Annotated in this window: 18 protein-coding genes and 1 pseudogene; 5 read left to right on the plus strand and 14 right to left on the minus strand. The window is 40.8% G+C overall.

The window, feature by feature from the left end; genetic code table 11:
• Window positions 1-30: 30 nt before the first annotated feature.
• The 4 genes from araA to R2S08_RS08045 form a co-directional block, all read right to left on the minus strand.
• A complete protein-coding gene (gene araA / locus R2S08_RS08030; RefSeq protein WP_316834677.1) occupies window positions 31-1,536 on the minus strand; it encodes an L-arabinose isomerase in 1,506 nt (501 codons plus the stop codon).
• A 9-nt stretch (window positions 1,537-1,545) separates the two neighbouring features.
• Window positions 1,546-2,244: an L-ribulose-5-phosphate 4-epimerase AraD gene (gene araD, locus R2S08_RS08035; RefSeq protein WP_316834678.1), complete on the minus strand. Its 699-nt coding sequence runs from the start codon at window positions 2,242-2,244 to the stop codon at window positions 1,546-1,548.
• On the minus strand, window positions 2,237-3,919 hold the full coding sequence (locus R2S08_RS08040; protein ID WP_316834679.1) for a ribulokinase: 1,683 nt from the start codon (window positions 3,917-3,919) through the stop codon (window positions 2,237-2,239). Before R2S08_RS08040 ends, araD begins: the two co-directional genes overlap by 8 nt.
• A gap of 85 nt (window positions 3,920-4,004) precedes the next feature.
• Entirely contained in the window at window positions 4,005-4,703 is a 699-nt protein-coding gene (locus R2S08_RS08045) for an NUDIX hydrolase (protein WP_316834680.1), read from the minus strand.
• Between the two features lie 143 nt (window positions 4,704-4,846).
• On the opposite strand from R2S08_RS08045, the gene R2S08_RS08050 reads away from it, so the two are divergent.
• Complete coding sequence (locus R2S08_RS08050) at window positions 4,847-6,028, plus strand: aldose epimerase family protein (RefSeq protein WP_316834681.1); 1,182 nt, start codon at window positions 4,847-4,849, stop codon at window positions 6,026-6,028.
• 66 nt (window positions 6,029-6,094) lie between these two features.
• Here the strand turns inward: R2S08_RS08050 and R2S08_RS28865 are convergent.
• Both R2S08_RS28865 and R2S08_RS08055 read right to left on the minus strand, forming a co-directional pair.
• Window positions 6,095-6,283, minus strand: a pseudogene (locus tag R2S08_RS28865) (PQQ-binding-like beta-propeller repeat protein); the annotation flags it as partial.
• A gap of 47 nt (window positions 6,284-6,330) precedes the next feature.
• The gene (locus R2S08_RS08055; RefSeq protein WP_316834682.1) at window positions 6,331-6,837 is read right to left on the minus strand and encodes a GAF domain-containing protein; all 507 of its coding nucleotides are present in this window, start codon (window positions 6,835-6,837) and stop codon (window positions 6,331-6,333) included.
• Window positions 6,838-6,997: 160 nt separating this feature from the next.
• Here R2S08_RS08055 and R2S08_RS08060 point away from each other — a divergent pair, with 160 nt between their 5' ends.
• A complete protein-coding gene (locus tag R2S08_RS08060) occupies window positions 6,998-8,038 on the plus strand; it encodes a sialidase family protein (RefSeq protein WP_316834683.1) in 1,041 nt (346 codons plus the stop codon).
• A 67-nt stretch (window positions 8,039-8,105) separates the two neighbouring features.
• A complete protein-coding gene (locus R2S08_RS08065; protein ID WP_316834684.1) occupies window positions 8,106-8,408 on the plus strand; it encodes a hypothetical protein in 303 nt (100 codons plus the stop codon).
• Window positions 8,409-8,455: 47 nt separating this feature from the next.
• On the opposite strand, the gene R2S08_RS08070 is transcribed toward R2S08_RS08065, so the two are convergent.
• Window positions 8,456-8,680, minus strand: a complete 225-nt coding sequence (locus tag R2S08_RS08070) for a hypothetical protein (protein ID WP_133784026.1) — start codon at window positions 8,678-8,680, stop codon at window positions 8,456-8,458.
• A gap of 244 nt (window positions 8,681-8,924) precedes the next feature.
• Here R2S08_RS08070 and ccsB point away from each other — a divergent pair, with 244 nt between their 5' ends.
• Window positions 8,925-12,155, plus strand: a complete 3,231-nt coding sequence (ccsB, locus tag R2S08_RS08075; RefSeq protein ID WP_410479516.1) for a c-type cytochrome biogenesis protein CcsB — start codon at window positions 8,925-8,927, stop codon at window positions 12,153-12,155.
• Between the two features lie 56 nt (window positions 12,156-12,211).
• On the opposite strand, the gene R2S08_RS08080 is transcribed toward ccsB, so the two are convergent.
• From R2S08_RS08080 to R2S08_RS08110, 7 genes are all read right to left on the minus strand, one after another.
• Window positions 12,212-14,830, minus strand: coding sequence for a CheR family methyltransferase (locus tag R2S08_RS08080; protein ID WP_316834685.1), 2,619 nt, complete (start codon window positions 14,828-14,830; stop codon window positions 12,212-12,214).
• Between the two features lie 123 nt (window positions 14,831-14,953).
• On the minus strand, window positions 14,954-15,778 hold the full coding sequence (locus R2S08_RS08085; RefSeq protein WP_316834686.1) for a universal stress protein: 825 nt from the start codon (window positions 15,776-15,778) through the stop codon (window positions 14,954-14,956).
• Between the two features lie 116 nt (window positions 15,779-15,894).
• Entirely contained in the window at window positions 15,895-16,374 is a 480-nt protein-coding gene (locus R2S08_RS08090; protein WP_316834687.1) for a hypothetical protein, read from the minus strand.
• 93 nt (window positions 16,375-16,467) lie between these two features.
• Complete coding sequence (pgl, locus tag R2S08_RS08095) at window positions 16,468-17,193, minus strand: 6-phosphogluconolactonase (protein ID WP_316834688.1); 726 nt, start codon at window positions 17,191-17,193, stop codon at window positions 16,468-16,470.
• Window positions 17,193-18,704 (minus strand): glucose-6-phosphate dehydrogenase, encoded by a 1,512-nt coding sequence (gene zwf / locus R2S08_RS08100; RefSeq protein WP_133784016.1) that lies wholly within the window; start codon window positions 18,702-18,704, stop codon window positions 17,193-17,195. The genes pgl and zwf overlap by 1 nt, the downstream gene beginning before the upstream one ends.
• Before the next feature lie 14 nt (window positions 18,705-18,718).
• Entirely contained in the window at window positions 18,719-20,128 is a 1,410-nt protein-coding gene (gene gndA / locus R2S08_RS08105) for an NADP-dependent phosphogluconate dehydrogenase (protein WP_133784014.1), read from the minus strand.
• Window positions 20,129-20,158: 30 nt separating this feature from the next.
• Window positions 20,159-20,914 carry an ROK family protein gene (locus R2S08_RS08110; protein ID WP_133784012.1) on the minus strand — a complete coding sequence of 252 codons (756 nt, stop codon included), beginning with the start codon at window positions 20,912-20,914 and terminating at the stop codon, window positions 20,159-20,161.
• A gap of 115 nt (window positions 20,915-21,029) precedes the next feature.
• Between R2S08_RS08110 and R2S08_RS08115 the strand changes: the two genes are divergently transcribed.
• Window positions 21,030-22,007, plus strand: a complete 978-nt coding sequence (locus R2S08_RS08115) for an alpha/beta hydrolase (protein WP_316834689.1) — start codon at window positions 21,030-21,032, stop codon at window positions 22,005-22,007.
• Window positions 22,008-22,027 lie beyond the last annotated feature (20 nt).

Below are 22,027 nucleotides of genomic sequence, written 5' to 3' on the forward strand. Positions count from 1 at the left end.
TAATATATATGGTTTGGTTAATTTCCGGATTTAGTGCGTATGGCTTTGGTAATAAACCTCGTTCCATTTCAGTTCATTCCGGAACTGGTTTAAATTGGTATGCTCGTCTATGCTTACATATTCAAGGCCTGCGATGTTCGCAAAATCATTTAAATGCTCAGCGGTTAAGTTTTGGCTATAGCAGGTATGATGCGCTCCTCCGGCATAGATCCAGGCTGCACAACCGGTTTTCATATCGGGCTGTGGCTTCCAGAGTACACGGGCAACTGGTAGTTTTGGAAGTTCGTATTTGGCTTCAACCGGGTCTACTACATTAACCAGCAAGCGGAAACGGTTACCCATATCTACTACTGAGGCATTGAGTGCGGGCCCTGCTGCTGCATCAAAAACCAGGCGTACTGGATCTGCTTTGCCGCCAATACCAAGAGGGTGAATTTCGCATCTGATTGGTCCACTGGCTATAGATTCATCTACTTCAAGCATATGTGAACCCAATACAAAGGAATTTCCTGGTTCAAAATGATAAGTATAGTCTTCCATGAAGGCATTTCCTCCCGCTAAACCACTTCCCATTACTTTCATGGTCCTCACCAGAGCAGCGGTTTTCCAGTCGCCTTCGCCAGCAAAGCCATAACCATCGCGCATTAAACGCTGAACTGCTATGCCTGGGAGCTGAAGCATTCCATGCAGGTCTTCGAAGGTATCTGTAAAGCCCTTGAATTGACCTGCCTGTAAAAAGTTACGCAATCCAATTTCAATTTTAGCAGCTTCGCGCAGAGATTGGTGTTGCGAACCTCCTTTAACAAGACTTTCAGCCAGAAGGTACTGGTCTGCATATTCTTTAACCAGTTTGTCAATGTCACTATCCAGGCTTTGGTTAATTACCTGTACAAGATCACCGATGCCATAGGTGTTTACGGAGTAGCCAAACTTAATTTCTGCTTCTACTTTATCTCCTTCAGTTACGGCTACATTACGCATGTTGTCGCCAAAGCGCGCAAACTTAGCACCTTGAAGATCATACCAGCCTGCGGCTGCTCTTAACCAGGTATTTAATCCTTCGCGTACCTGAGGGTCTTCCCAATGTCCGGCAATTACTTTTCTGTTGATACGCATTCTGGACATAATAAAACCGAATTCGCGGTCGCCGTGTGCACTTTGATTCAGGTTCATAAAGTCCATATCCATTGTGCTCCATGGAATATCGCGGTTAAATTGAGTATGTAAATGAACCAGTGGTTTCTGAAGGATCTTTAAACCACCGATCCACATTTTTGCAGGCGAAAAAGTGTGCATCCAGGCAATAATTCCAATGCAGTTTTCCGCAATATTCGCCTCCTGGCAGATTTTATAAATTTCTTCTGCAGTTTTTACAGTAGGTTTAAATACAATCTTTACTGGGATTTCGGAAGATTCGTTGAGTGCTTTGGAAATTTGAGCGGAGTGTTCTGCAACACTTCTTAAAGTTTCTTCGCCATACAGGTGCTGGCTGCCAGTAATAAACCAGGCTTCAAATTGTTTTAGGTCAGTTGTCATTATATTTGGTTATTGTCCGTAATAGGAGTTTGCTCCGTGTTTTCTTTCGTAATGTTTTTTTACTAATGCATCTTTCATTGGTTTTACTTCAGGCTGTACTTGCTCAGTAAGTAAGGCCATTTTGGCCAGTTCTTCCAATACTGCACTGTTGTATACCGCTTTTTCGGCTGTTTTGCCCCAGGTAAATGGAGCATGGTTGCCCACCAGGATCATCTCGGTCTCTTCGTAGCTGATCTGCTCTTGTTCCAGGTGTCTGATGATCTGATAGCCGGTTTCGTATTCATAATTGCCTGCGATTTTTTCATTATCCATTGGTGGTGCGCAGGGGATGGTTGCAGTGGTATGATCTGCATGGGTGGTTCCGTAAAGAGGAATTGCTCTTAACGACTGTGCCCATGCGGTACCATAGGTTGAGTGTGTATGCACAATACCACCTATGTTTTTCCAGTTTTTGTACAATACAGCATGGGTGAGGGTGTCGGAAGAGGGTCTGAGCTTGCCTTCAACAATATTTCCGTCAAAATCTACAATCACCATACTTTCCACACTTAGCTCCTCGTAGGGCACTCCACTTGGTTTGATGGCAAAAACACGAGCTTCCCGGTCTGCAGCACTTGCATTACCGAAGGTGAAAAGTACCAGTCCAAGTTTGGGGAGGTCCAGGTTGGCTTTGTAGGCCAGCTCCTTTATTTTTTGATAGTTACTCATGATAGGGGTTTTGTTCAATGTAATTTCCAAGGGAAAGGTATTGTGGGTAACGTTTTGCATAATACGCTACATTCTCTGCAATGGGCTGGTATTCGGCATCGAAACCTCTGCCCATGCCAACCATAGCTTCTTCTACCGTAGGATAGATCTCTGCAACTACAGCGGCAAACATGGCTGCACCTAATGCGCAGGTATGCTTGAACTGGTGGATTCTGATGGGCATATTTAGTACATCGGCCATCATCTGCATTACAAAAGGTGATTTTTTTGCTACGCCACCAATACCTATTAAACCTTTAACAGGGATACCCTGTTCCACAAAGCGGTTCACAATGTTTTTTGCACCAAAACAAGTGGCCTCTGCAAGTGCTCTGAACAGACGGGGGGCATCGCTTCCAAGATCAAGATTGAGGAGTGCTCCTTTGAGTTCCTGGTTGGCATCAGGGGTTCTTCTCCCGTTAAACCAGTCTACAGCCAGCTCATGATCCGCTTCTTTGGGTAAAAGGGATGCCAGTCTGCTCAGTTCGGGGATGATCTTTTCTGCTATTTCTTCTTCAAGTGCAGTTGCAGTGGCTGCATCGATAAGAGCAGAATCCTGCAGAAGGTTTTTCAATGGCCAGGATACGATGTTCTTAAACCAGGCATAGGTATCTCCAAAGGCAGATTGTCCCGCTTCCAGACCTACCATTCCAGGGATAACAGAGCCATCTACTTGTCCACAAATGCCTTTAACCAGTTTTCCGTGAAGATCCTCTGTTGGGGCTACTAATATATCGCAAGTAGAGGTTCCCATCACTTTGCTGAGGTAGTATGGTTCAATTTGACCGCCAACAGCCCCCATGTGAGCATCAAAAGCGCCTACGCCGATAACAACATTTGTACTCAAACCCAATTTGTCTGCCCATTCCTGACTAAGGTGTCCGGCAGCCTGATCTGATGTAAAAGTTTCTGTAAAGAGTCTTTGTGTAAAACCATCCAATAGCGGATCCAAAGCATTAAAGAACTCATTTGGTGGTAGGCCTCCAAACTCTTCTGCCCATAAGGCCTTGTGGCCAGCAGAACAACGTCCTCTCTTCATTTCAGAAATGTGTGTTGCTCCGGTGAGCAGAAAAGGGATCCAGTCGCAATGCTCTACCCAGGAATAACAGGCAGAACGGACTTTTTCATCCACCCTCAACACATGAAGCAGTTTGGCCCAAAACCATTCTGAGGAATAAATACCTCCACAATAGCTGAGATAATTGGTCTCGAATTTCGTGGCATGCGCATTGATTTGTGCGGCCTCTTTAACTGAAGTGTGGTCTTTCCACAATACAAACATGGCATTGGGATTTTCCTCGAATTCAGGAAGCAGGGCCAGGGGTACGCCTTGCTCATTTACTGCAACAGGTGTAGAGCCGGTGGTATCTACAGCAATAGCTTTGACATCTTGAGGATGTACAGTCGCTTTGGCTTGCTCGAGGCATTCCCTGATGGTTAATGTAAGCCCTTCGATATAGTCAAGCGGATGTTGCCTGAACTGGTTCGAGCCAGGATTACAATAGAGTCCTTTCTGCCATCGGGGATAATTAAAAACGGATGAAGAAATCTCTTCACCATTAGAGGTGTTGACCAGGACAGACCGGACTGAATCTGAACCATAATCTACTCCAATAACATATTGATCTTTTTCCATAAAACAAATAAACGTCTAATTAACGTTTATTTGTTTACTAAAAGAAATTTTTTGAGATTTTTCTTTAAAGCCTGTGGCTGAAGGCTTAACTGGAAGGTGCGGGGATAAAGCTCAGGAAGTTCGGAAAATTGGTTTTATACCTTTTTTTATCTAGTTTGAAATAGAAGGCCCCTTTTTTTGAATTGGACTTATCTTTTTCAGAAAGCTTGATCAGTAATCCAGCTGCGGTAAGTTTCCTGATGAAATTCCTGTTGTCGATCTGGATATCATAAATGTCTTCGTACAAACTTTGCAGTTGAGGAATGGTGAATTTTTTTGGCAACAATTCAAAAAGCAGTGGATTATGAGCCGCTTTATTCCGGATTGAATTTTTTGCGGTTTCTACCATTTCATCATGGTCAAAAATAAGTTTAGGTTTGTCTTTTAAAGGAAACCATTCCGCATGATAGCGGTCGCTGAGCTGTTGTTTATAATTGTTGATGTCGATCAGGGCAAAATAGACTACCGAAACGGTGCGTTCTACCGGGTCCCTGAAAGGGTCGCCAAAAGCGTGGAGTTGTTCAAGGTATACACCGTCAAGGCCTGTTAAAGTGGTGAGGATGTTTTTTGCAGCCTGGTCAAGGCTTTCTCCTGCTTTAACAAAACCGCCCATAAGGCTCCACTTATCTTTTTCGGGTTCAAAGCCCCTTTTGATTAAAAGAATTTTTAGTTTTTCGCCGTCAAAGCCAAAGATAATGCAGTCAACTGCAATTGCGATCTTGTCTTGTTCTGAATATGTTGTCATTCTGCTCGTTACTTACTGCTGGTAAAATTTTAAATATTAATGTAACTATTAATTCTCAAATTTATAATAAAATATTAATTGTTAATTCGACGTTTAATTATTTTTTTTTACATTGCCTGCCGTTTAACCAATATTAATAAATTATGAACAGGAATATCAAATTAATGTTTTTGATGGCTGGTACTGCCGCAATTTTGAGCAGCTGCCATCAACCGAATGCATCTTCTTCAAATGGTGCAGATTCTACTTCGTTGGTTGCCGGGACAGCCTTGCCCAAGGCAGCAGCATTTAAGAAAACAGTTGATGGGAAAGAGGTACAGTTGTATTTCCTGAAAAATAAAACAGGCAGTGAAGCTGCTATAACTAATTTTGGAGGTAGGCTGGTGTCTTTATTGGTTAAAAATGATAAGGGAGAATTGGTGGATGTGGTATTGGGCCATGATCAACTGGAGGGGTATCAGAAAAAGCAGGAATTCTTCTTTGGAGCTTTGGTTGGAAGGTATGCCAACAGGATTGCTGCCGGAAAATTTAGTCTGGATGGGAAAATATATCAGTTACAGCTTAATGATGGAAAAAATACTTTACATGGTGGTTTTGATGGCTATTACAAACAGGTTTGGGACGCAAAACAGATGGATGATCATACACTTGAACTGAGTTATTTGTCCAAAGACGGAGAGGCCGGTTATCCTGGGAATCTTCAGGTTAAAGTGGTGTATGAACTGACTGAAAATAATGAATTAAAGATCAGTTATCAGGCCATTACAGATAAGGCTACTGTACTGAACCTGACCAATCACGCTTATTTCAATTTGAATGGCGCAGGTGATTCTACCATTACAGATCATCTTTTAACCATTAATGCCGATGAAATTACGCCTGTAGATGAAACTTTGATCCCAACCGGGAAATTGGAAAAAGTGAGTGGAACTCCATTTGATTTTACCAAACCAACACTGATTGGTGCGCGTATCAACGACAACAATGAACAGCTAAAAAGAGGAAAAGGCTATGACCATAATTTTGTGCTGAAGCCATCGAAAGATATTCGTTTAGCAGCAACGTTGCACAGTACCAAAACAGGGATTTATATGGATGTACTGACCGGAGAGCCTGGCCTGCAATTTTATAGTGGTAACTTTTTGACTGGAAAGGAAACCGATGGAAAAGGAAATAAAAGTTACGGCTACCGTTCCGCATTATGTCTGGAAACCCAGCACTTTCCGGATTCACCCAATCAGCCATCTTTCCCATCTACAGTGTTGAAACCGGGACAGGAATATAAAACGACAACAATCTATAAGTTTTATACAGATAAAAAATAATTACAGAGTAGATCCGGCCGTGACCGGATCTACTCTATGTCTTTTAACAAAGCTTTGATGAAGGAGTTAATATTGGGTATCCAGAAGATTTTGGCCCGCGAAAGTTGCCCAGAAACCATCATAACTTCCGGTTAACACAACATTGTTTTTAATTACAGGTGTGGCGTGAACGATGCCGTCGGTACTGGAAAAGAAAACTTTATCCTGGTCAATAGAAGGTGTGGATAGAATTTGTCCCTTGGTTTTAAACTTCCACCTTAATTTACCTGAGCTTTGATTTCAAATTATAGTATGATTTTTCTCTATTTCAACCGGCTGTTCATTTCTTTCATAATCAATGAAGCCAAATCTTTCATGATGTTAACCTGGTCCTCACTAAAGGTTCTTGTTTTTTTATCAGTAATGGAGAGGGTACCTATAATTAATCCAGAAGGTTCGATTAAGGGAACACTCGCATAAAATTTTAAACCATATTCTCCAGCAATAATGGAAGTGCTGAGTAAACATTTTTCCTTTTCGCCATAATTTAATATCATAGGTTCTGAATTTAAGATGGCTATGGTACATAGGCTTTTTTCCCTGGGGATGGAAAGAATTCCATCTGCACCTACTGTGGCTTTAAAGAAAACTTCGTGCAGATCTACAAGAGAGATCAGGGCCATTGGAACTTCAAATATTTCAGCTGTGTGTTGAACAATTCGATCAAAGAAAGCATCTGCAGAAGTGGTGATGAGTTTATAACGTTGCAGTGCGGCTATTCTTTGTATCTCATTGGCGCTGTGGAGGTCAGTGTTGGTTTGATTGGTCATTGTTTTATTTTTGGCGATATGTTTCTTAAACAGGGGGCTAAAAGTAGAGAATTTGGAGTTGTCTGAAGATAATTCAGTTGGGTTTCTTTTTTTTTATGAATATTTAGGGTAAATAAGCGTCTGTGCATTGACGCTTAATAGAAAATATTGAACTCATTATATGATAAAGAACTTTAAATTGGTCATTCAAACTTGCCTGCTCTCAGGAACATTCTTCGCGGCAAATGCACAAAACTCCTGGAAAATGGTAAAGCAGGAACTGGTGTTTGCCCAGCCGCCATTTAAACAATGCCATGCTTCTACCATTGCCGAAAATGAAAAAGGAGAACTTTTACTCTCTTTTTTCGGTGGTTCTGGGGAAGGGAAGAAAGATGTATGCATCTGGCTAATGCAACTTGATAAAAAGAAGGTAAAACCCCATGTGGTTGCAGATGGGATAGTGAATGATACGCTTCGTTTTCCATCATGGAACCCGGTACTTTTCCAGTCTGCTCAGGGCAGGTTATTTTTATTTTATAAGGTAGGGCCTAACCCACGCGAATGGTGGGGAATGGTTAAAACCTCCGATGACGGTGGTAAGACCTGGTCTTCATCCCGGCGTCTTCCTGATGGGATTTTAGGCCCAATAAAGAATAAACCTGTGCAACTGGCTGATGGAACAATTCTTTCTCCATCAAGTATAGAGGAGAAAAATGAACGTTGGAAAGTGCATCTGGAGAAATCAACAGATATGGGGAAAACCTGGAAATTTATTCCAGTAGATACGCTTGGTTTCGATGTGATCCAGCCTAGTATTTTGTTCTACAAAGATCAGCGTTTACAGATTTTGTGCCGAAGTAAGCAGGGAAATGTTGTTCAGGCCTGGTCTTCAGATAACGGAAACAGCTGGGGTAAACTGTCTAAAACGGAGCTTTTAAATCCAAATTCAGGTACTGATGCGGTAACGCTTAAAAATGGTACGCAATTGATTGTCTATAATCCTGATGTGCCTGGAAAAGACTGGTTTAACGGAAGAGGAAAATTACGTGTAGCGGCTTCAAAAGATGGTTTATCCTGGAGCGATATTGCTGTTTTAGAAAATGGCGATAAAGAGGAGTACAGTTATCCCGCCATTATACAAGCCAAAGATGGCTTTGTTCATATTACCTATACCTATGACAGGAAAAATATTAAGCATGTAGTTTTAAAAGAGAATGAATAACTTCTTTATTTTACTATCGGATTAAACCATTTTGATTTTAAAACATCAAAAAGTAAAATCGGACATTATGAAAGCTAACATTTTAGGACGCTCCTTAATGATGTTACTCCTGGCAACAAAAACGATTGCTTTTGCACAGGAAGGTAAGGTTACAAAAACTCACCAACATCTTCACAAAGTTAATTCGCGTTCTGAAATTCATGACAGTCAAATTCAAAGAAATAGGAAAAGAAAAGGAATGGGGAGCATACAAGCCTATAACCTGCATCGGCAATATCGAAGCAACACCCTTAATGAAGAAAAATACCAGATGGTGAAACATCAAGTGCGCGTTATTAAAGGAGCACAAAAACATTCTCCTTTGCCTTGAAAAATAAGTTTTCGAAGAGTTGATGATTAACAGTTCAGCAATCTTATTTATTTGAAATATTCGTCGTCCTCATCATCTTCTTCATCGTCTATCAACTCATTATCACCAATTTCGAAGTAATCGTCTTCATGATCTTCATCAGGATCGCCACCTCCTAAATCGTCTTCATCTAAATCATCTTCATCATCTAAATCTTCGTCTGGACCAGTAATGTTAAATTGTTGGTTCCATTTGTAGGCGTCCTTGTCGTAATTCGCTCCCTGAGTTTTCATAATTGCTGAGATTAAGGGTTTGTATCTTAAACAATTGAGTCTGTTAAAAAGTTTGATAAAGTAATTTTTATAAAAAACGCTGTAATCAATGAAGAGTTAAGTTTGTTTCCATTTTTTCCTGCGCCAAAAAGGTGAAATATAAGCCAATTGAATAGTCTTTTTTTTGCCATAAATTCAATTAAACTTAATTTTTCTGCTGGCTAAGGCCATCTTTGCGGTGGTTAGAAATCAACAGAAAAATTAAATGATAAACAGATTAGCTAAAATACTCTTCTCTACCCGCACAATGGGTGTAATGTTATTGCTTTATGCTTTTTCCATGGCCATGGCCACATTTGTAGAAAATGACTACGGAACAGCTGTCGCTAAAGCACTTATTTATAACTGTTGGTGGTTTGAATTGATTATGCTGATCCTGGTGCTGAACTTTATTGGGAACATCAAGAGGTACCAGCTTACCCAGCGGAAAAAATGGCCTTTGCTGGTTTTCCACCTGGCATTTATTATCATTTTTATAGGGGGGTACATTACCCGATACATTAGTTTTGAAGGATCGATGCATATCCGACAGGGTGAATCGAGTAACTCTGTGGTTTCTGATGCGACATTTTTTAAGGTGCAAATTGGTAAGGATGATCAGGCATTGGCCTATGACGATGTTCCTGCTATTTTAATTTCCAATCACGTACCTACCTATTTAAAACCATTTAAAAAAACATTTACCTCAGAATATGACTACCAGGGCCAGCGGGTAAAGATGAAAATCGTGGATTTTTATGCCAGGGCTCAGGATTCACTGGTTCGGGAGGTCTCTGGTAAACCAACGCTTCATCTGGTGGTACTGGAAAATGGTAAAAGGGCCAATAAATATATCCCTTCTGGCACGGTTCAGCTGCTGCAGAATATGTTGGTGAGCTATAACAAAGAAACGCCTGGTGCCATTAATCTGAACGATTCTAAAGGAGAACTTCAAATCTCCTCACCGTATGAAGGTAATTATATGATCATGGCTACCCAGGAGCGAAAAACGGTAACTGCAGACAACGTTGCCCAACCTTTTCATCTCAGAAGTTTATATACCTATGGAGGTCTGGCCTTCGTCATTCCAGAAGGACCGGTAAACGGACATATCATGTATTATGAAGGTGATAAAAGAACCCATGAACATGATCTGGACCTGGTTAAGGTAGAGGTGCGGACACCAAGCGCGGTAGACACGGTTTCATTTTATGGTGGAAGAGGAATGACCAATTTCCAGCATCAGAGTGAAATCGGAGGACTGAGGATTTCTCTGGCTTACGGTTCTAAGATATATCAGACTCCGTTTTCTCTTAAACTGGTGCATTTTAAAATGGAAAAATATCCGGGAAGTAACAGCCCTGCTGCTTACTCATCAGATGTGATGGTACAAGACGCTGCAGGTGAAAGACCTTATAAAATATTTATGAACCATGTATTGGATCATTCCGGTTACCGGTTCTTCCAGTCCAGCTTTGACGAAGATGAGCAAGGGACTGTACTTTCAGTAAACCATGATGAGTGGGGAACTAATGTAACCTATCTTGGTTATACCTTGCTTTTCCTGGGTATGTTTGTAACCTTATTCTGGAAAGGGACACATTTCTCCAAACTGAATGAGCAGTTGAGAAGTCTTTCCAAGTCAAAAGCCCTCTTGATGTTGCTTTTCTTTCTACCGTTGGGTGGTGCTTTCAGTCAGGAAATTGATATGCATGGCACGGATGGAACCAAACACGATCACAGTCACGAGATGCATGACCATAGCCACGACATCAATGCCGTACAAGGCGGGTTACCGGCTAAAAATGCAGATTCAAAACAGTTTGCCTCTTCTGTTAAAATAGACCAGGAACATGCGGACAGATTTGGTTACCTTCTGGTGCAAAATATAGACGGCCGGATTGAGCCGGTGAATACTATGGCCTTGGAAATACTGAGAAAACTGTTTCATAAAGACCGTTTCTATTCCTTAAACGCGAATCAGTTCTTTCTTTCAGCTTCGACTACGCCGGGCAACTGGATCAATGTTCCCTTAATAAAAGTGCGCAGTAAAGGAGGACCGGATTTGCTAAAAGCTGTACATGCAGACGCCGAAGGCTATGCTTCTATGGTTAACCTGATCCGGCTTAAACCAGACGGTACGCCTGAATTTATTTTAATGGATGATTACTTAAAGGCCTTTTCTAAAAAGGCGGCTGATCAGAACAGTTATGATAAAGATCTTATCGAACTTAACGATCAGTTACAGGCTATGGGGCAATTGGTTTCCGGTCAATATTTACGTATTGCTCCGGTAATTGGTGATGCCAACCATACCTGGAAGGCTTTGACAGTTGGAGAGTCAGACAGCACTGCGACACTTGCTGCCGTTACCCGCTATTTTAAGGCCGTAAATCAAGGCGAAGTATCAGGTAATTGGGCTGCTGCAGATTTTGAACTGAATGGTTTAAAAGCAACGCAACAGAAATATGGTAAAGAGGTTGTACCTTCTGAAGCTAAAATAAAATGGGAAGTAAGCTACAACTCCTGGAATATATTCCTGAATTTAATGATCACTTATGCACTCCTTGGTACGTTGATTCTTGCATTGGCCTTTTTGAAATTATTCAAGAGTTCTAAAATGCTGGATCGTGTGGTAACTGGCGTATTGCTTTTGATGGCCATTGCGGCTACATTACAGGGGATAGGGCTAGGGGTACGCTGGTATATCTCTGGACACGAACCATGGAGTAATGGTTATGAGGCGGTATTGTTTATCAGCTGGATTGGTGTTTTAGCAGGTTTGTTCATGTATAGGAACAGCAATGCTTTTATTCCTGCTGCTGGTTGTTTGATTGCGGTTATTTTAATGGGTTTTGCACATGGCGGATCTCAGATGAATCCTCAAATCACCCCGTTAGTTCCCGTTTTAAAATCATACTGGCTAATGATACACGTGGCCATTATTACTTCCAGCTATGGCTTTTTTGGTCTTAGTGCATTGATCGGTACGGTAGTTTTGGTGCTTTATGTTATTGATAATAAAAAGATTAGTGCAAAAGTGAAAAGCTCTGTAATGGAATTGACCATTGTAAATGAGCTGTCTTTAACCGTAGGAATATTCTTATTGACCGTAGGGACGTTTTTGGGTGGTATATGGGCAAATGAAAGCTGGGGACGTTACTGGAGCTGGGATCCTAAAGAAACCTGGGCTTTTATTTCTGTAATCGTTTATGCATTTATATTGCATGTCCGGCTGATTCCTGGATTAAGAAGTAAATACTTATTTAATTTGTTGTCATTAGTTGGTTTCTCGACTATTATTATGACATATTTTGGCGTGAATTATTACCTCACCGGATTGCATTCTTATGCAAAAGGTGATCCTGTACCTGTGCCTTCATGGGTGTATGTAACCGTTGCAATGGTTTTTGTACTTGCTGTGGTTTCTTATAAGCGTTATCAGAGAAAATTTTAAGTTTGAAAAAGCCCATAAGGATGCACAAATGGTCGGAAGAAATTCCGGCCTTTTTTTTATGCAGAAATAACAGGTAAACGAATAGAGAATTTACTACCCACTTCTGGTGTGCTTTCTACTTCGATATCTCCGTTGGCAGCATGTACAATTTTTCTGGCAAGAAAGAGTCCGATCCCTGAACCTTCCACATCCTGATGTACGCGGCCATAGATGTTAAAGATCTTTTCGTGGTGGTCTTTGGGGATTCCCCTTCCATTATCCTGTACAGAAATGATGATCTCGTTCTCCGATGCTCTGCTGGAAACAAAAATGACAGGAGTTAAATTTTTTGCGAACTTAATGGAGTTAGACATCAGGTTATATAGAATACTCCTCAGGTTTTTTTTAGAGAAATAAATAAACTTAGCCTGCAGGTCAACAACAATTAAAGCTCCTGATTTTTTTATGCGGTCTGCGAGGCTCCATTCAATATTCATAATCAAACCGGCTATGTCAATTTTTTCCATTGGAAGTGTATCATTTTCCAATTTGGCAATGATAGCAATATCGCCTACCAAGGCACGAAAAGTAGAGATAGAGGTGTTTACAATGGCGAGCAATTCTTTTTGCCCCGAATCAGTAAGTTCCTGGTTCATGAGCATAATACTGGTCTCTATGTTGGCTAATGGTGCAAGCAGATCATGAGAAGCTGTATGTACAAAATTATCCAGGTCTGCGTTTATACGAAGCAGGCATTTATTTTTTTTGTCCAGTTCCAGTTGGATTTTCTTTAACTCTGTAACTTCATTGAATGTAATTATCGCTCCGTTTCTCTGAAGGGTGGCTTGCTGGATATAAGGCATGGTCTGAATATGGTACCATTTCCCATCATTGGATTGTATTTCTTTATAGATAACATCTCCATTTACAATCACATTTTTTACATCATTAAGGATATCTTCCAGCTTGAAGTGAGTGCCAAGGCTGCTGAGTGGTTTTCCGAGATCCGATTCCTGGAGATTTAGATGGGTTATGGTACCCGGAGAAAAACGCATGAGCCGGAGATCGTTATCGATGAAAATCTGGCCGTTGATATTGCTTCGGAAGTAATTGTTCAAGTCATCATTAATCTCTAGTAATTCCTTGTTTTTGAGTTTGTAATCGGAGTTAATTGCGTCGAGTTCCTCATTCACAGACTGCATCTCTTCGTTCGTGCTTTGCATTTCTTCGTTGGCTGAAAGCAGCTCTTCGTTAAACGACTGCAAATTTTCATTGTTTGCATCCAATTGAAAATAAGCTGCCTGCAATTTTTCCTTTAGTTCTTTGACTTCTTCTTCCATATTGAGGATATATTCCTGCTGATGAATTTGATGGTCAAAGACAAGATCTGAAGAATCAGAAGATAAGGATTCCGGATAATGCTCCGTAAAAGTGACAATAAGAAGCCTTTCCGTACCTCTTTTTACAGAAAGCGGACTTATAGAAAGATTTATAGAGCGATGAGCAGATATACTTTTGACTTTTATGCCCTTAAGCACTGCTTTCTTATTGGTCGTTAATGCAGTTTTACGAAGAATGTTAAAAGCAATTGCTATAGGTTTAGGCATTAACTCGAGTAAATCCGAATTGAAACTCTTTTGCAATAAGTATTTTGATGTATCCCCGTAGGATTTCAGAACCAGGCCTTCTTCATCGGTGCAAATGACAAGATAGTCGATTTCCCCTGTCAGAGCAGTATGCATGGCTTTGTCCATTGTATTGCTGCTGATTTTTAAATCTTCCACAGGATAGGATACGGGCCTTCGTTTTAGATCCGGACGCTCTGGTAAGAGAAAATTGTCAAAGCGCGATTCCTTTTTGGTTTCCAGGTTCTTGTAAATTTTCCATATTTTATTTTCAACGCTAAGGCTATGGAGGATCGGTGCTGGATTTTCACTCGAACCAAGAAACAGAAAACCGTCTTTCTTCAACCCGAACTGAAGCATGGTAAATATTTTTTTTTGCAGAGCAGGATTCAAATAGATCAGCAGATTACGGCAACTGATCAGATGCATATTACAGTATGGTGGATTTTTAACTAAATCATGTAATGCAAAGACCACCATCTTGCGTATGGCTGGCTTGATCTTGTATTGGTCTTCATCTTTAATGAAGTAATGTTCCAGGCGTTCGGCAGAAACGGTTGAGTCGATGACCGATGCTTTATAAATTCCCTTTGAAGCATGTGAAAGTGCGTGGCTATCTATATCTGTGGCAAAAAGTTTAACGGTGATCTGTTTACCTTCACGTTCCAAAATCTCTGCAATTAAAATGGCCAGCGAATAAACTTCCTCACCAGTTGCACATCCAGCCACCCACATTTTAAGTTCTTCTTCGGGTTGCAGGTTACTAATAATCTCTGGAAGAACAGTAGTCTGGAGATATTCAAAAGCTTCTGGGTCGCGGAAGAACGTCGTAACGCTGATCATAAACTCCTTACACAATTCTTTTATTTCATTGGGATTTGCTTTCAAAAATTCCAAATAGGCAAAAAGTGTTTTGAAATGATGTTTAGCCGCCTTTCTTTGCGTTCTTCTTATAATGGTTGAGGGTTTGTATCCCGAAAAATCCAGTGGAGACTGTTGTTGGATAAGTTCTATAATGGCTTGGATGTTTTCCTCATCTGCATTAGTTTGCTCAGGTTCCTGTGCTTTCATGACAAAAAAATTGGAGCCCTTAAAACCATCATTAAGAACAGTCGTTATCAAAGATAAAATAAATCAGCTCATTTGTACTTTTCTTTGTTAAATATCATGGTTGGATATTTATTTAGGATTGGTTTAGATAGGAATAGAAAGCAGGGGGATATTCAATCCTGAAGCCATGATCCTAGTTTTGCTGCGGTGCACAATGGAAGACCAGAAACCATATTTTTTAGGTACCATGATCAGCAAGTCTGCATTAAACTCTCTAATCTCTTTTTCAATTTCTTTGATCACTTCATTCGATCTTACATTTTTATAATAATAAGTGATACCTTCCAAGCCTTCATTGATAGCATGAACAGCAGTAGAAACATGTGTCTCTGTTTTGAGTTCTTCTACTTTATCATTTACATTGAAAATTTCCACTTCCGACTGACTCAGACTGGTCGCTACCTCTTTTATACGAGCCAGAACTTGCTCGGAAACACCGTGGAATACATCACAGGCGAAGAGAATTTTTCTTGTGCCTTCAAATTTGGCGTGTAATGGTACAGCAAGCACGGGGAAATTCAGTTTTTTAATAGCTGAAGTGGTGGTATTGCCCCATAGGTCTTGTTCCATGGTCTTTGCGGTCATACCCAGCACAACCAGTTCTGCATTGTATTTTGTGATCAGACTGCTTAGTCCTTCTTCTAAAAAAGGAAAGGATGATTCGTGGGTAACCTCTATCTCATAGGTGTAAAAAATAGAAAGTGCTCGTTCAATCAGTCGGATTTCGTTCTCTATCATGAGCCGCTGAATACTTGCGCCAGGTAACAAGGTGTTGGCGGCATGGAATGGAATCGTAAAAGAGTTAAATAATACCAGTCTGGCATTATTTTGCTTGGCTACGGCTGCGGCATATTCTACGGCGTTTTCGGCTACTTCAGAAAAGTCTGTTGCTACAATGATGGTTTTCATGGACTGCGCCTGTTGGTGATTCGTAAATTTAAAGAAATACGATTTAAGAATACCCTGTTATTATAAGCTGGTGTTGTTTTTTTTACAATAAAACAACACCGGCCTTTGGCTGAAATTTAGTTCAAAGCGGCTTTAAAATGCTCGGCCATGATGGCAAATACTTCATTCCAAATTTCCGCCTTTGGATAAGCAAAGCCAATTCTAATGTCCTCAACAGTATCCGTAGGTTTTAGGAAAGGGTTGTTTTCCTGTTTATATATGCCGAGCTTCCTTAAAGCAGGTATACTGCTCATTATAGATTGTGGTTTATTTAAAGCTATCCAAATGACTAATCCATTGGCTGGTAGATGAATAGTGCCAAACTGTGAAAGGTGCTGATTAAAAAGTACTTGTATGTTTTCTGCTTGTTCCTTGTAGTGAGCAAGGGAATCTTGTAAACGTTGCACATATTCCCCGTAACGTGGAACTTTAGCTGCATAAATGATCCAGTCCAGGTCGTCACGATCAGACCTGTCGTCGTTGTTAGAAGAGGAATAATTGTTGAAATCGAGTTCCTGAGTTTCTGGAGTTTCTTCTCCGAGCATTAAGTAAGTCATAGCATTAGGTTTTAACACTATAGGTCAATCAAAACCTATACCTAATATAAAGCCGGTGCCATAAGCACCGGCTTTGATGACGGTTTGAATTATTTAACTCTCCAGTAAACTTGCTGCCTGGCTGTCTAAGAACCAGGTCAGGCTTCCGTCAGTGGGTTGAATCAATTGAGAAGGGTATAAGAACGGATTTCTATCCTTCGGCTGAATCACGTGTTTTGCAGCGTTGGCTTTGTTCTCACCGAAAACAAGGAAAGCTACGTTTTTAGCCTTATTGATCAACGGCGCAGTAAAGCTGATTCTGAAAGTAGAAAGCTTTTCTACATATACAGAATCGACTGATATGCTGGTGTTTTTCAGAATTTCGGTCTCCGGGAAAAGGGAAGCTGTGTGTGCATCATCGCCCATGCCCAGCAGGATCAGATCAAATGAAATTGCCGCACCATCAAAATGTTTAGTGATGGCTTCTTTATAGGCAAGTGCGGCTTTATCAGGTGCGAGTTCCGTATTCACGTAGAAAATATGATCTTCCGGAATATTTAATGGCTCCAGAATACTTTTCTTAGCCATTAAGCCATTGTAATTTTCATGATCTGGTAAAACATTACGTTCGTCGCCAAAAAAGAAATATACCTTAGTCCAGTCAATTTCCGATCTGTATATCGTAGCAAGTTGTTGATAGAGCTCCTTTGGAGAGTTACCACCGGTTAATACAAAATCAAAACGGCCTTTTTCTGCAATAGAAGTATTGGCAATGTTGATGATATATTTGGCCAGATCTGCAAATAACTCTTCCTGTGTTTTATAAATCTGTACGCTCATTAGTCTTTATTTAAAGGTAGGGTAAACCAATGGAAACCATCTCTAGCAATTAAGGCTTCAGCATCTTCAGGTCCCCATGAATCTGCAGTATAATTCGGGAAGCTTAGAGATTTTTTACTTTCCCATGCATTAACCACCGGCATTAATAATTCCCACGCACTTTCTACCTGATCTGCACGCATAAACTGGGTTTGATCACCAGTCATTACATCCAGTAACAGCGTTTCGTAAGCCTCAGGGGTCTCACTGCTGTAGGTGCCTTTGTAGTCAAATACCATGTCCACAGGGTTTAATACCATGTCTAAGCCTGGTCTTTTGGCTTGAACCTGCAACCGAATACTCATTTCAGGCTGAATGCTGATGATCAGCCTGTTTTGTTGCCAGTGTTCCGTTACCGCAGAAGGGAAAATGTGATGCGGAACATCTTTGAACTGTATGGTAATTAATGATGAAGTTTGAAATAAACGTTTTCCTGTTCTTACATAGAAAGGAATACCCTGCCAGCGCCAGTTGTCTACAAAGAATTTAATGGCAGCAAAGGTCTCTGTGTTAGAATCTGGTGCTACACCATTTTCATGTCTGTATCCAGGAACTTCTTTTCCTTCCACCCAGCCCTTGGCATATTGGCCGCGAACAGTACTGAAACGGATATCATCAGGTCCAAACGGACGCATGGCTTTTAATACATCTACTTTTTTATTACGGATCTCATCTGCATCAAAGTTGACAGGTGTTTCCATTCCAATTAAACACAACAGTTGAAGTAAGTGGTTTTGGATCATGTCTCTTAATGCACCTGCTCCTTCATAATATCCACCACGGTCTCCAACACCAAGTTGCTCGGTTACGGAGATCTGAACGTGATCAATATAGGTTCGGTTCCATAGTGGTTCCAGAAAGGAGTTGGCAAAGCGGAAAGCCATGATGTTCTGAACCGTTTCTTTTCCTAAGTAGTGATCTATACGATAGATCTGTTTCTCTGTAAAGATGCCGGTTAAAATCGCATTCAGCTCTTTAGCCGTATCCAGATCTCTTCCGAAAGGTTTCTCAATAACGATTCTGCAAGTATCTTCATTGCCAGCCAGCTCATATTTAGAAAGACACTGCGCGATGAGCGGGAACAAATTAGGGGCAACAGCCAGGTAATAAAGAACCTGTGTTTCCGGACCGAATTCCTTCTGGTGCTTTTCGATGGCAGTTTTAAGGTGGCCAAAAGTATCAGGGGCTTCCACATCTACTGCCGTATAGGAAACATGATCTGCAAATTTACTCCATTTGTCTGCCTTTACTTTTCCTGAACGGGAAAAACTATTGATGCCTTCCATCAGGGTGTCCCTGAACTTATCATCAGTAAGCGGTCTGCGTGCAGTTCCTATAATAGCATATTTTTCGGGCATATAGCCGTCTAAATACAGGTTGTAAAGTGCAGGCGCCAGTTTGCGCATATTTAAGTCACCAGTTCCACCAAAAATTACAACTATGGTCGGTTTTAGGCTAATGCTTGTTTTCATCTTTGTTGTTTTTGCTAGTTAGTTGAATTCCAGTCTGCATGAAAGATACCCTCTTCATCTACACGTTCAAAGGTATGTGCACCAAAAAAGTCTCTTTGAGCCTGAGTGAGGTTCAGCGGAGAATTGGCAGTTCTTAAAGAATCATAATAAGTTAAGGCAGATGCATAACAAGGAATAGCAATACCATGAGCAATTGCTGTAATTACTACATGTCTTGTTCCTGGTATGATATCCTTTAATTTGTGTTGAATACTTTCATCAGAGAACAGATGTGGAAGTTCAGGGTTCTTTTTGTAAGCCTGATAGATATCTTCCAGTAACTCTGCCCGGATGATACAGCCACCACGCCAGATTTGTGAAATTTCTTTCAGGTTTAATTCGTATTTATACTCTGCAGAGGCTGCTTCCAAAAGGTGCAGTCCTTGTGCGTAAGAAGTGATCATTGCAAAGTACAACGCCTGCTCCAATTGCACTTCAAAAGCTTCCTTATGATCGATAGCTTCTCCCTGATGCGGAAGTGCTTTGGAAAGGGCTACGCGAAGGCTCTTGAATTTAGAGAGATCCCTGGTACTTACAGCCTCGTTAATGGTGGGTATAGGCAGTTGCAGGTCCATAGATACCTGCGAAGTCCATTTACCAGTACCCTTAGATTTTGCTTCATCCTTGATCATATCCAGTAAAAGGTTACCTGTTTTAGGGTCTTTTACTTTGAAAATGTCTTTTGTAACTTCCAGCAGGAAAGACTTTAAACGACCATTGTTCCATTTATCAAATGTAGCGTAGATTTGCTCATTGCTGTAGCCCAGGCTATGTTTTAACAAGGCATAGGTTTCGGCAAGTACCTGCATCATTGCATACTCAATACCATTATGAACCATTTTTACAAAGTGGCCTGAAGCACCAGGACCAATATAAGTTACACATGGATCGCCGTTTACTTTTGCTGAAACTGCTTCTAATATAGGTTTTACTGCATTGTACGCTTGTTTATCTCCACCTGGCATCATGCTCGGACCGAAACGTGCGCCTTCTTCTCCGCCGGAGATTCCCATTCCAAAGAAGTGAATCCCTTGCTTAGACAATTCATCTGCTCTTCTGCTGGTATCTGTAAAGTGAGAATTTCCACTGTCAATGATCATATCACCTTTGCTCAGTAAAGGAACCAGTTCCTGGATTACACTGTCAACAATCGGACCTGCAGGAACCAATAACATCACCCTTCTTGGCAACTCCAGGCTTTGTATAAAATCTTCTAATGACGCAAAGCCTTTGAGATCATGTGCTTTACCATCCTCTTCAAGTTTCTTCAGCATCTTGGGATCCTTATCATATCCGGTTACCTGAAAACCATTGTCGGCCATGTTAAGTAATAGGTTGCGACCCATTGTGCCCAGGCCTATCATTCCTAAAGTGAATTGTTTCATTGTTCTGTTGTTTATATTTTAGTAGGGTGCTTATTTATTTGGATTAACGGTAACGATCTGATATTTTTCTGCAGCTTTCCAAAGCTTTGCGCCGCCTTTTATGCCCTCCCTGTTGGAAGCAATAACGACATTGTCATCCAGCTTCAAATCTATAAATTTTGCATTTCCACCGCCAAGATAGAGTTTGTCGTAATTGAAAACAGTCTTGTAAATGTCAATTACACGTTGAACACGCTCTTTCCATTCTTTATCTCCGTGCTTTTTAAGTGCTTTATCTCCAACATAGTCATCATAATCTTTGTCTTTATGAATAGGAAGGTGGGAAAGTTCCAGGTGTGGAAGTAGTTCACCATCAAATAACAAGGCTGTTCCTAACCCGGTTCCAAAAGTGAGTACAATTTCAAAACCTTTACCATCTACAAGACCAAGGCCCTGTTGATCTGCATCATTGATCAGCCGAACAGGCTTGTCTAAAAGATTGCTGACCATCTGCGCAAATTCTATCTTATCCCATTTGCCTTTCTCCAGGTTAGGCGCTGTATATACAACACCGGATTTGGTATAACCAGGAAAACCTACCGAGACTTTAGCAAAGGCACCCATAGTGGCAGCCAATTGTTTGATCACTGTTAAAACGGCTTCGGGAGTAGATTCTGCAGGGGTAGGTAACTTTGTGTATTCTGAAAGTGCCTCACCCTGAGGGCTTAAAAGACATGATTTGATGTTTGAACCGCCAATATCTATAGATAGAATGTTCTGGATCTCTTTGTCCTCGTTTTTTGACATATGAGTTTAATTTTCGATGTAGATTGTTCTGTTATTCAAAATAACAAATTTAGAACCATTTAATCTTATGAATAGTTAATATATTGCAATATTTATTCATTTTAAAAGCTCTTTTATGGATCTGAATTTAGACCAGGGTTATCATCCAGACGTTTTAGGACAGGGTTTTGAAGCGTTAACTTTTCTCCAGCCAGATGATTATGAAGGAAAGGTAGTGGGAACAATAATCCGGAAATGCTGTCCGCAAAAGAGTTCATTAGCTGTTCTCTATGTACATGGCTTCAATGATTATTTCTTTCAGACAGAAATGGCCGAGCAATATATTCTGAATGGTTATAACTTTTATGCTTTGGATCTCAGAAAATATGGACGATCATTTCTTCCTCATCAAAAGATGAATAATGTGCGGGATCTTGCCGAGTATGATGCAGATATTAACTTTGCATTGGCTCTTCTTAAGAATGAGGGAAATACCTTTGTGCTTTTAAGCGGACATTCAACGGGTGGATTGATTGTTTCTCTTTATGCGGCCAAAAACATAGGCCATGAATTGTTTCATGCTGTATTTCTGAATAGCCCGTTTTGGGATATGAATTTGGGGTTTTTGGAGAAGAGCTTAGGGATTCCATTGGTAGCCTGGTGGGGAAAAGGGCATCCGGATGTTCAAATAGATGGTGGTTTTTCTCCGTTGTACGGCCTGAGTTTGCATAAAGATTTTCATGGTGAATGGGAGTACAATTTGGCTTGGAAACCTAATGTAGCACCGCGTGTCAATTGTGGATGGGTAAGAGCTATTCATCTTGGACATAAGCGCGTGAAGACGGGTTTGCGCATTGCAGTTCCGGTTTTGGTGATTCACTCTTCAAGATCTATCAGCGAGAAAAAGTGGAGCGAAAGGATGTTTAGCGGAGATGCCGTGTTGAATATTAAAGACATGGACAGGGAGGCTGCCCGTATACAAGGGGACTGCCAAGTTACTGTGATTGAAGGCGCACTGCATGACGTCGTGCTATCCCGGAAACCTGTAAGAGAAGAGGTTTATGCAGCATTATTTTCTTGGTTGAATTCTTTACCAACCCTTGTTTACCACTAAGTAAAAATGACATTATTTAT

It is taken from the genome of Pedobacter nutrimenti (assembly GCF_032678445.1).
Classification (GTDB): domain Bacteria; phylum Bacteroidota; class Bacteroidia; order Sphingobacteriales; family Sphingobacteriaceae; genus Pedobacter; species Pedobacter nutrimenti_A.

Coding starts and splice junctions, on each gene's coding strand:
- araA (WP_316834677.1), bottom strand. CDS start 1,536: ATGACAACTGACCTAAAACAATTTGAAGCCTGGTTTATTACTGGCAGC.
- araD (WP_316834678.1), bottom strand. CDS start 2,244: ATGAGTAACTATCAAAAAATAAAGGAGCTGGCCTACAAAGCCAACCTG.
- R2S08_RS08040 (WP_316834679.1), bottom strand. CDS start 3,919: ATGGAAAAAGATCAATATGTTATTGGAGTAGATTATGGTTCAGATTCA.
- R2S08_RS08045 (WP_316834680.1), bottom strand. CDS start 4,703: ATGACAACATATTCAGAACAAGACAAGATCGCAATTGCAGTTGACTGC.
- R2S08_RS08050 (WP_316834681.1), top strand. CDS start 4,847: ATGAACAGGAATATCAAATTAATGTTTTTGATGGCTGGTACTGCCGCA.
- R2S08_RS08055 (WP_316834682.1), bottom strand. CDS start 6,837: ATGACCAATCAAACCAACACTGACCTCCACAGCGCCAATGAGATACAA.
- R2S08_RS08060 (WP_316834683.1), top strand. CDS start 6,998: ATGATAAAGAACTTTAAATTGGTCATTCAAACTTGCCTGCTCTCAGGA.
- R2S08_RS08065 (WP_316834684.1), top strand. CDS start 8,106: ATGAAAGCTAACATTTTAGGACGCTCCTTAATGATGTTACTCCTGGCA.
- R2S08_RS08070 (WP_133784026.1), bottom strand. CDS start 8,680: ATGAAAACTCAGGGAGCGAATTACGACAAGGACGCCTACAAATGGAAC.
- ccsB (WP_410479516.1), top strand. CDS start 8,925: ATGATAAACAGATTAGCTAAAATACTCTTCTCTACCCGCACAATGGGT.
- R2S08_RS08080 (WP_316834685.1), bottom strand. CDS start 14,830: ATGAAAGCACAGGAACCTGAGCAAACTAATGCAGATGAGGAAAACATC.
- R2S08_RS08085 (WP_316834686.1), bottom strand. CDS start 15,778: ATGAAAACCATCATTGTAGCAACAGACTTTTCTGAAGTAGCCGAAAAC.
- R2S08_RS08090 (WP_316834687.1), bottom strand. CDS start 16,374: ATGACTTACTTAATGCTCGGAGAAGAAACTCCAGAAACTCAGGAACTC.
- pgl (WP_316834688.1), bottom strand. CDS start 17,193: ATGAGCGTACAGATTTATAAAACACAGGAAGAGTTATTTGCAGATCTG.
- zwf (WP_133784016.1), bottom strand. CDS start 18,704: ATGAAAACAAGCATTAGCCTAAAACCGACCATAGTTGTAATTTTTGGT.
- gndA (WP_133784014.1), bottom strand. CDS start 20,128: ATGAAACAATTCACTTTAGGAATGATAGGCCTGGGCACAATGGGTCGC.
- R2S08_RS08110 (WP_133784012.1), bottom strand. CDS start 20,914: ATGTCAAAAAACGAGGACAAAGAGATCCAGAACATTCTATCTATAGAT.
- R2S08_RS08115 (WP_316834689.1), top strand. CDS start 21,030: ATGGATCTGAATTTAGACCAGGGTTATCATCCAGACGTTTTAGGACAG.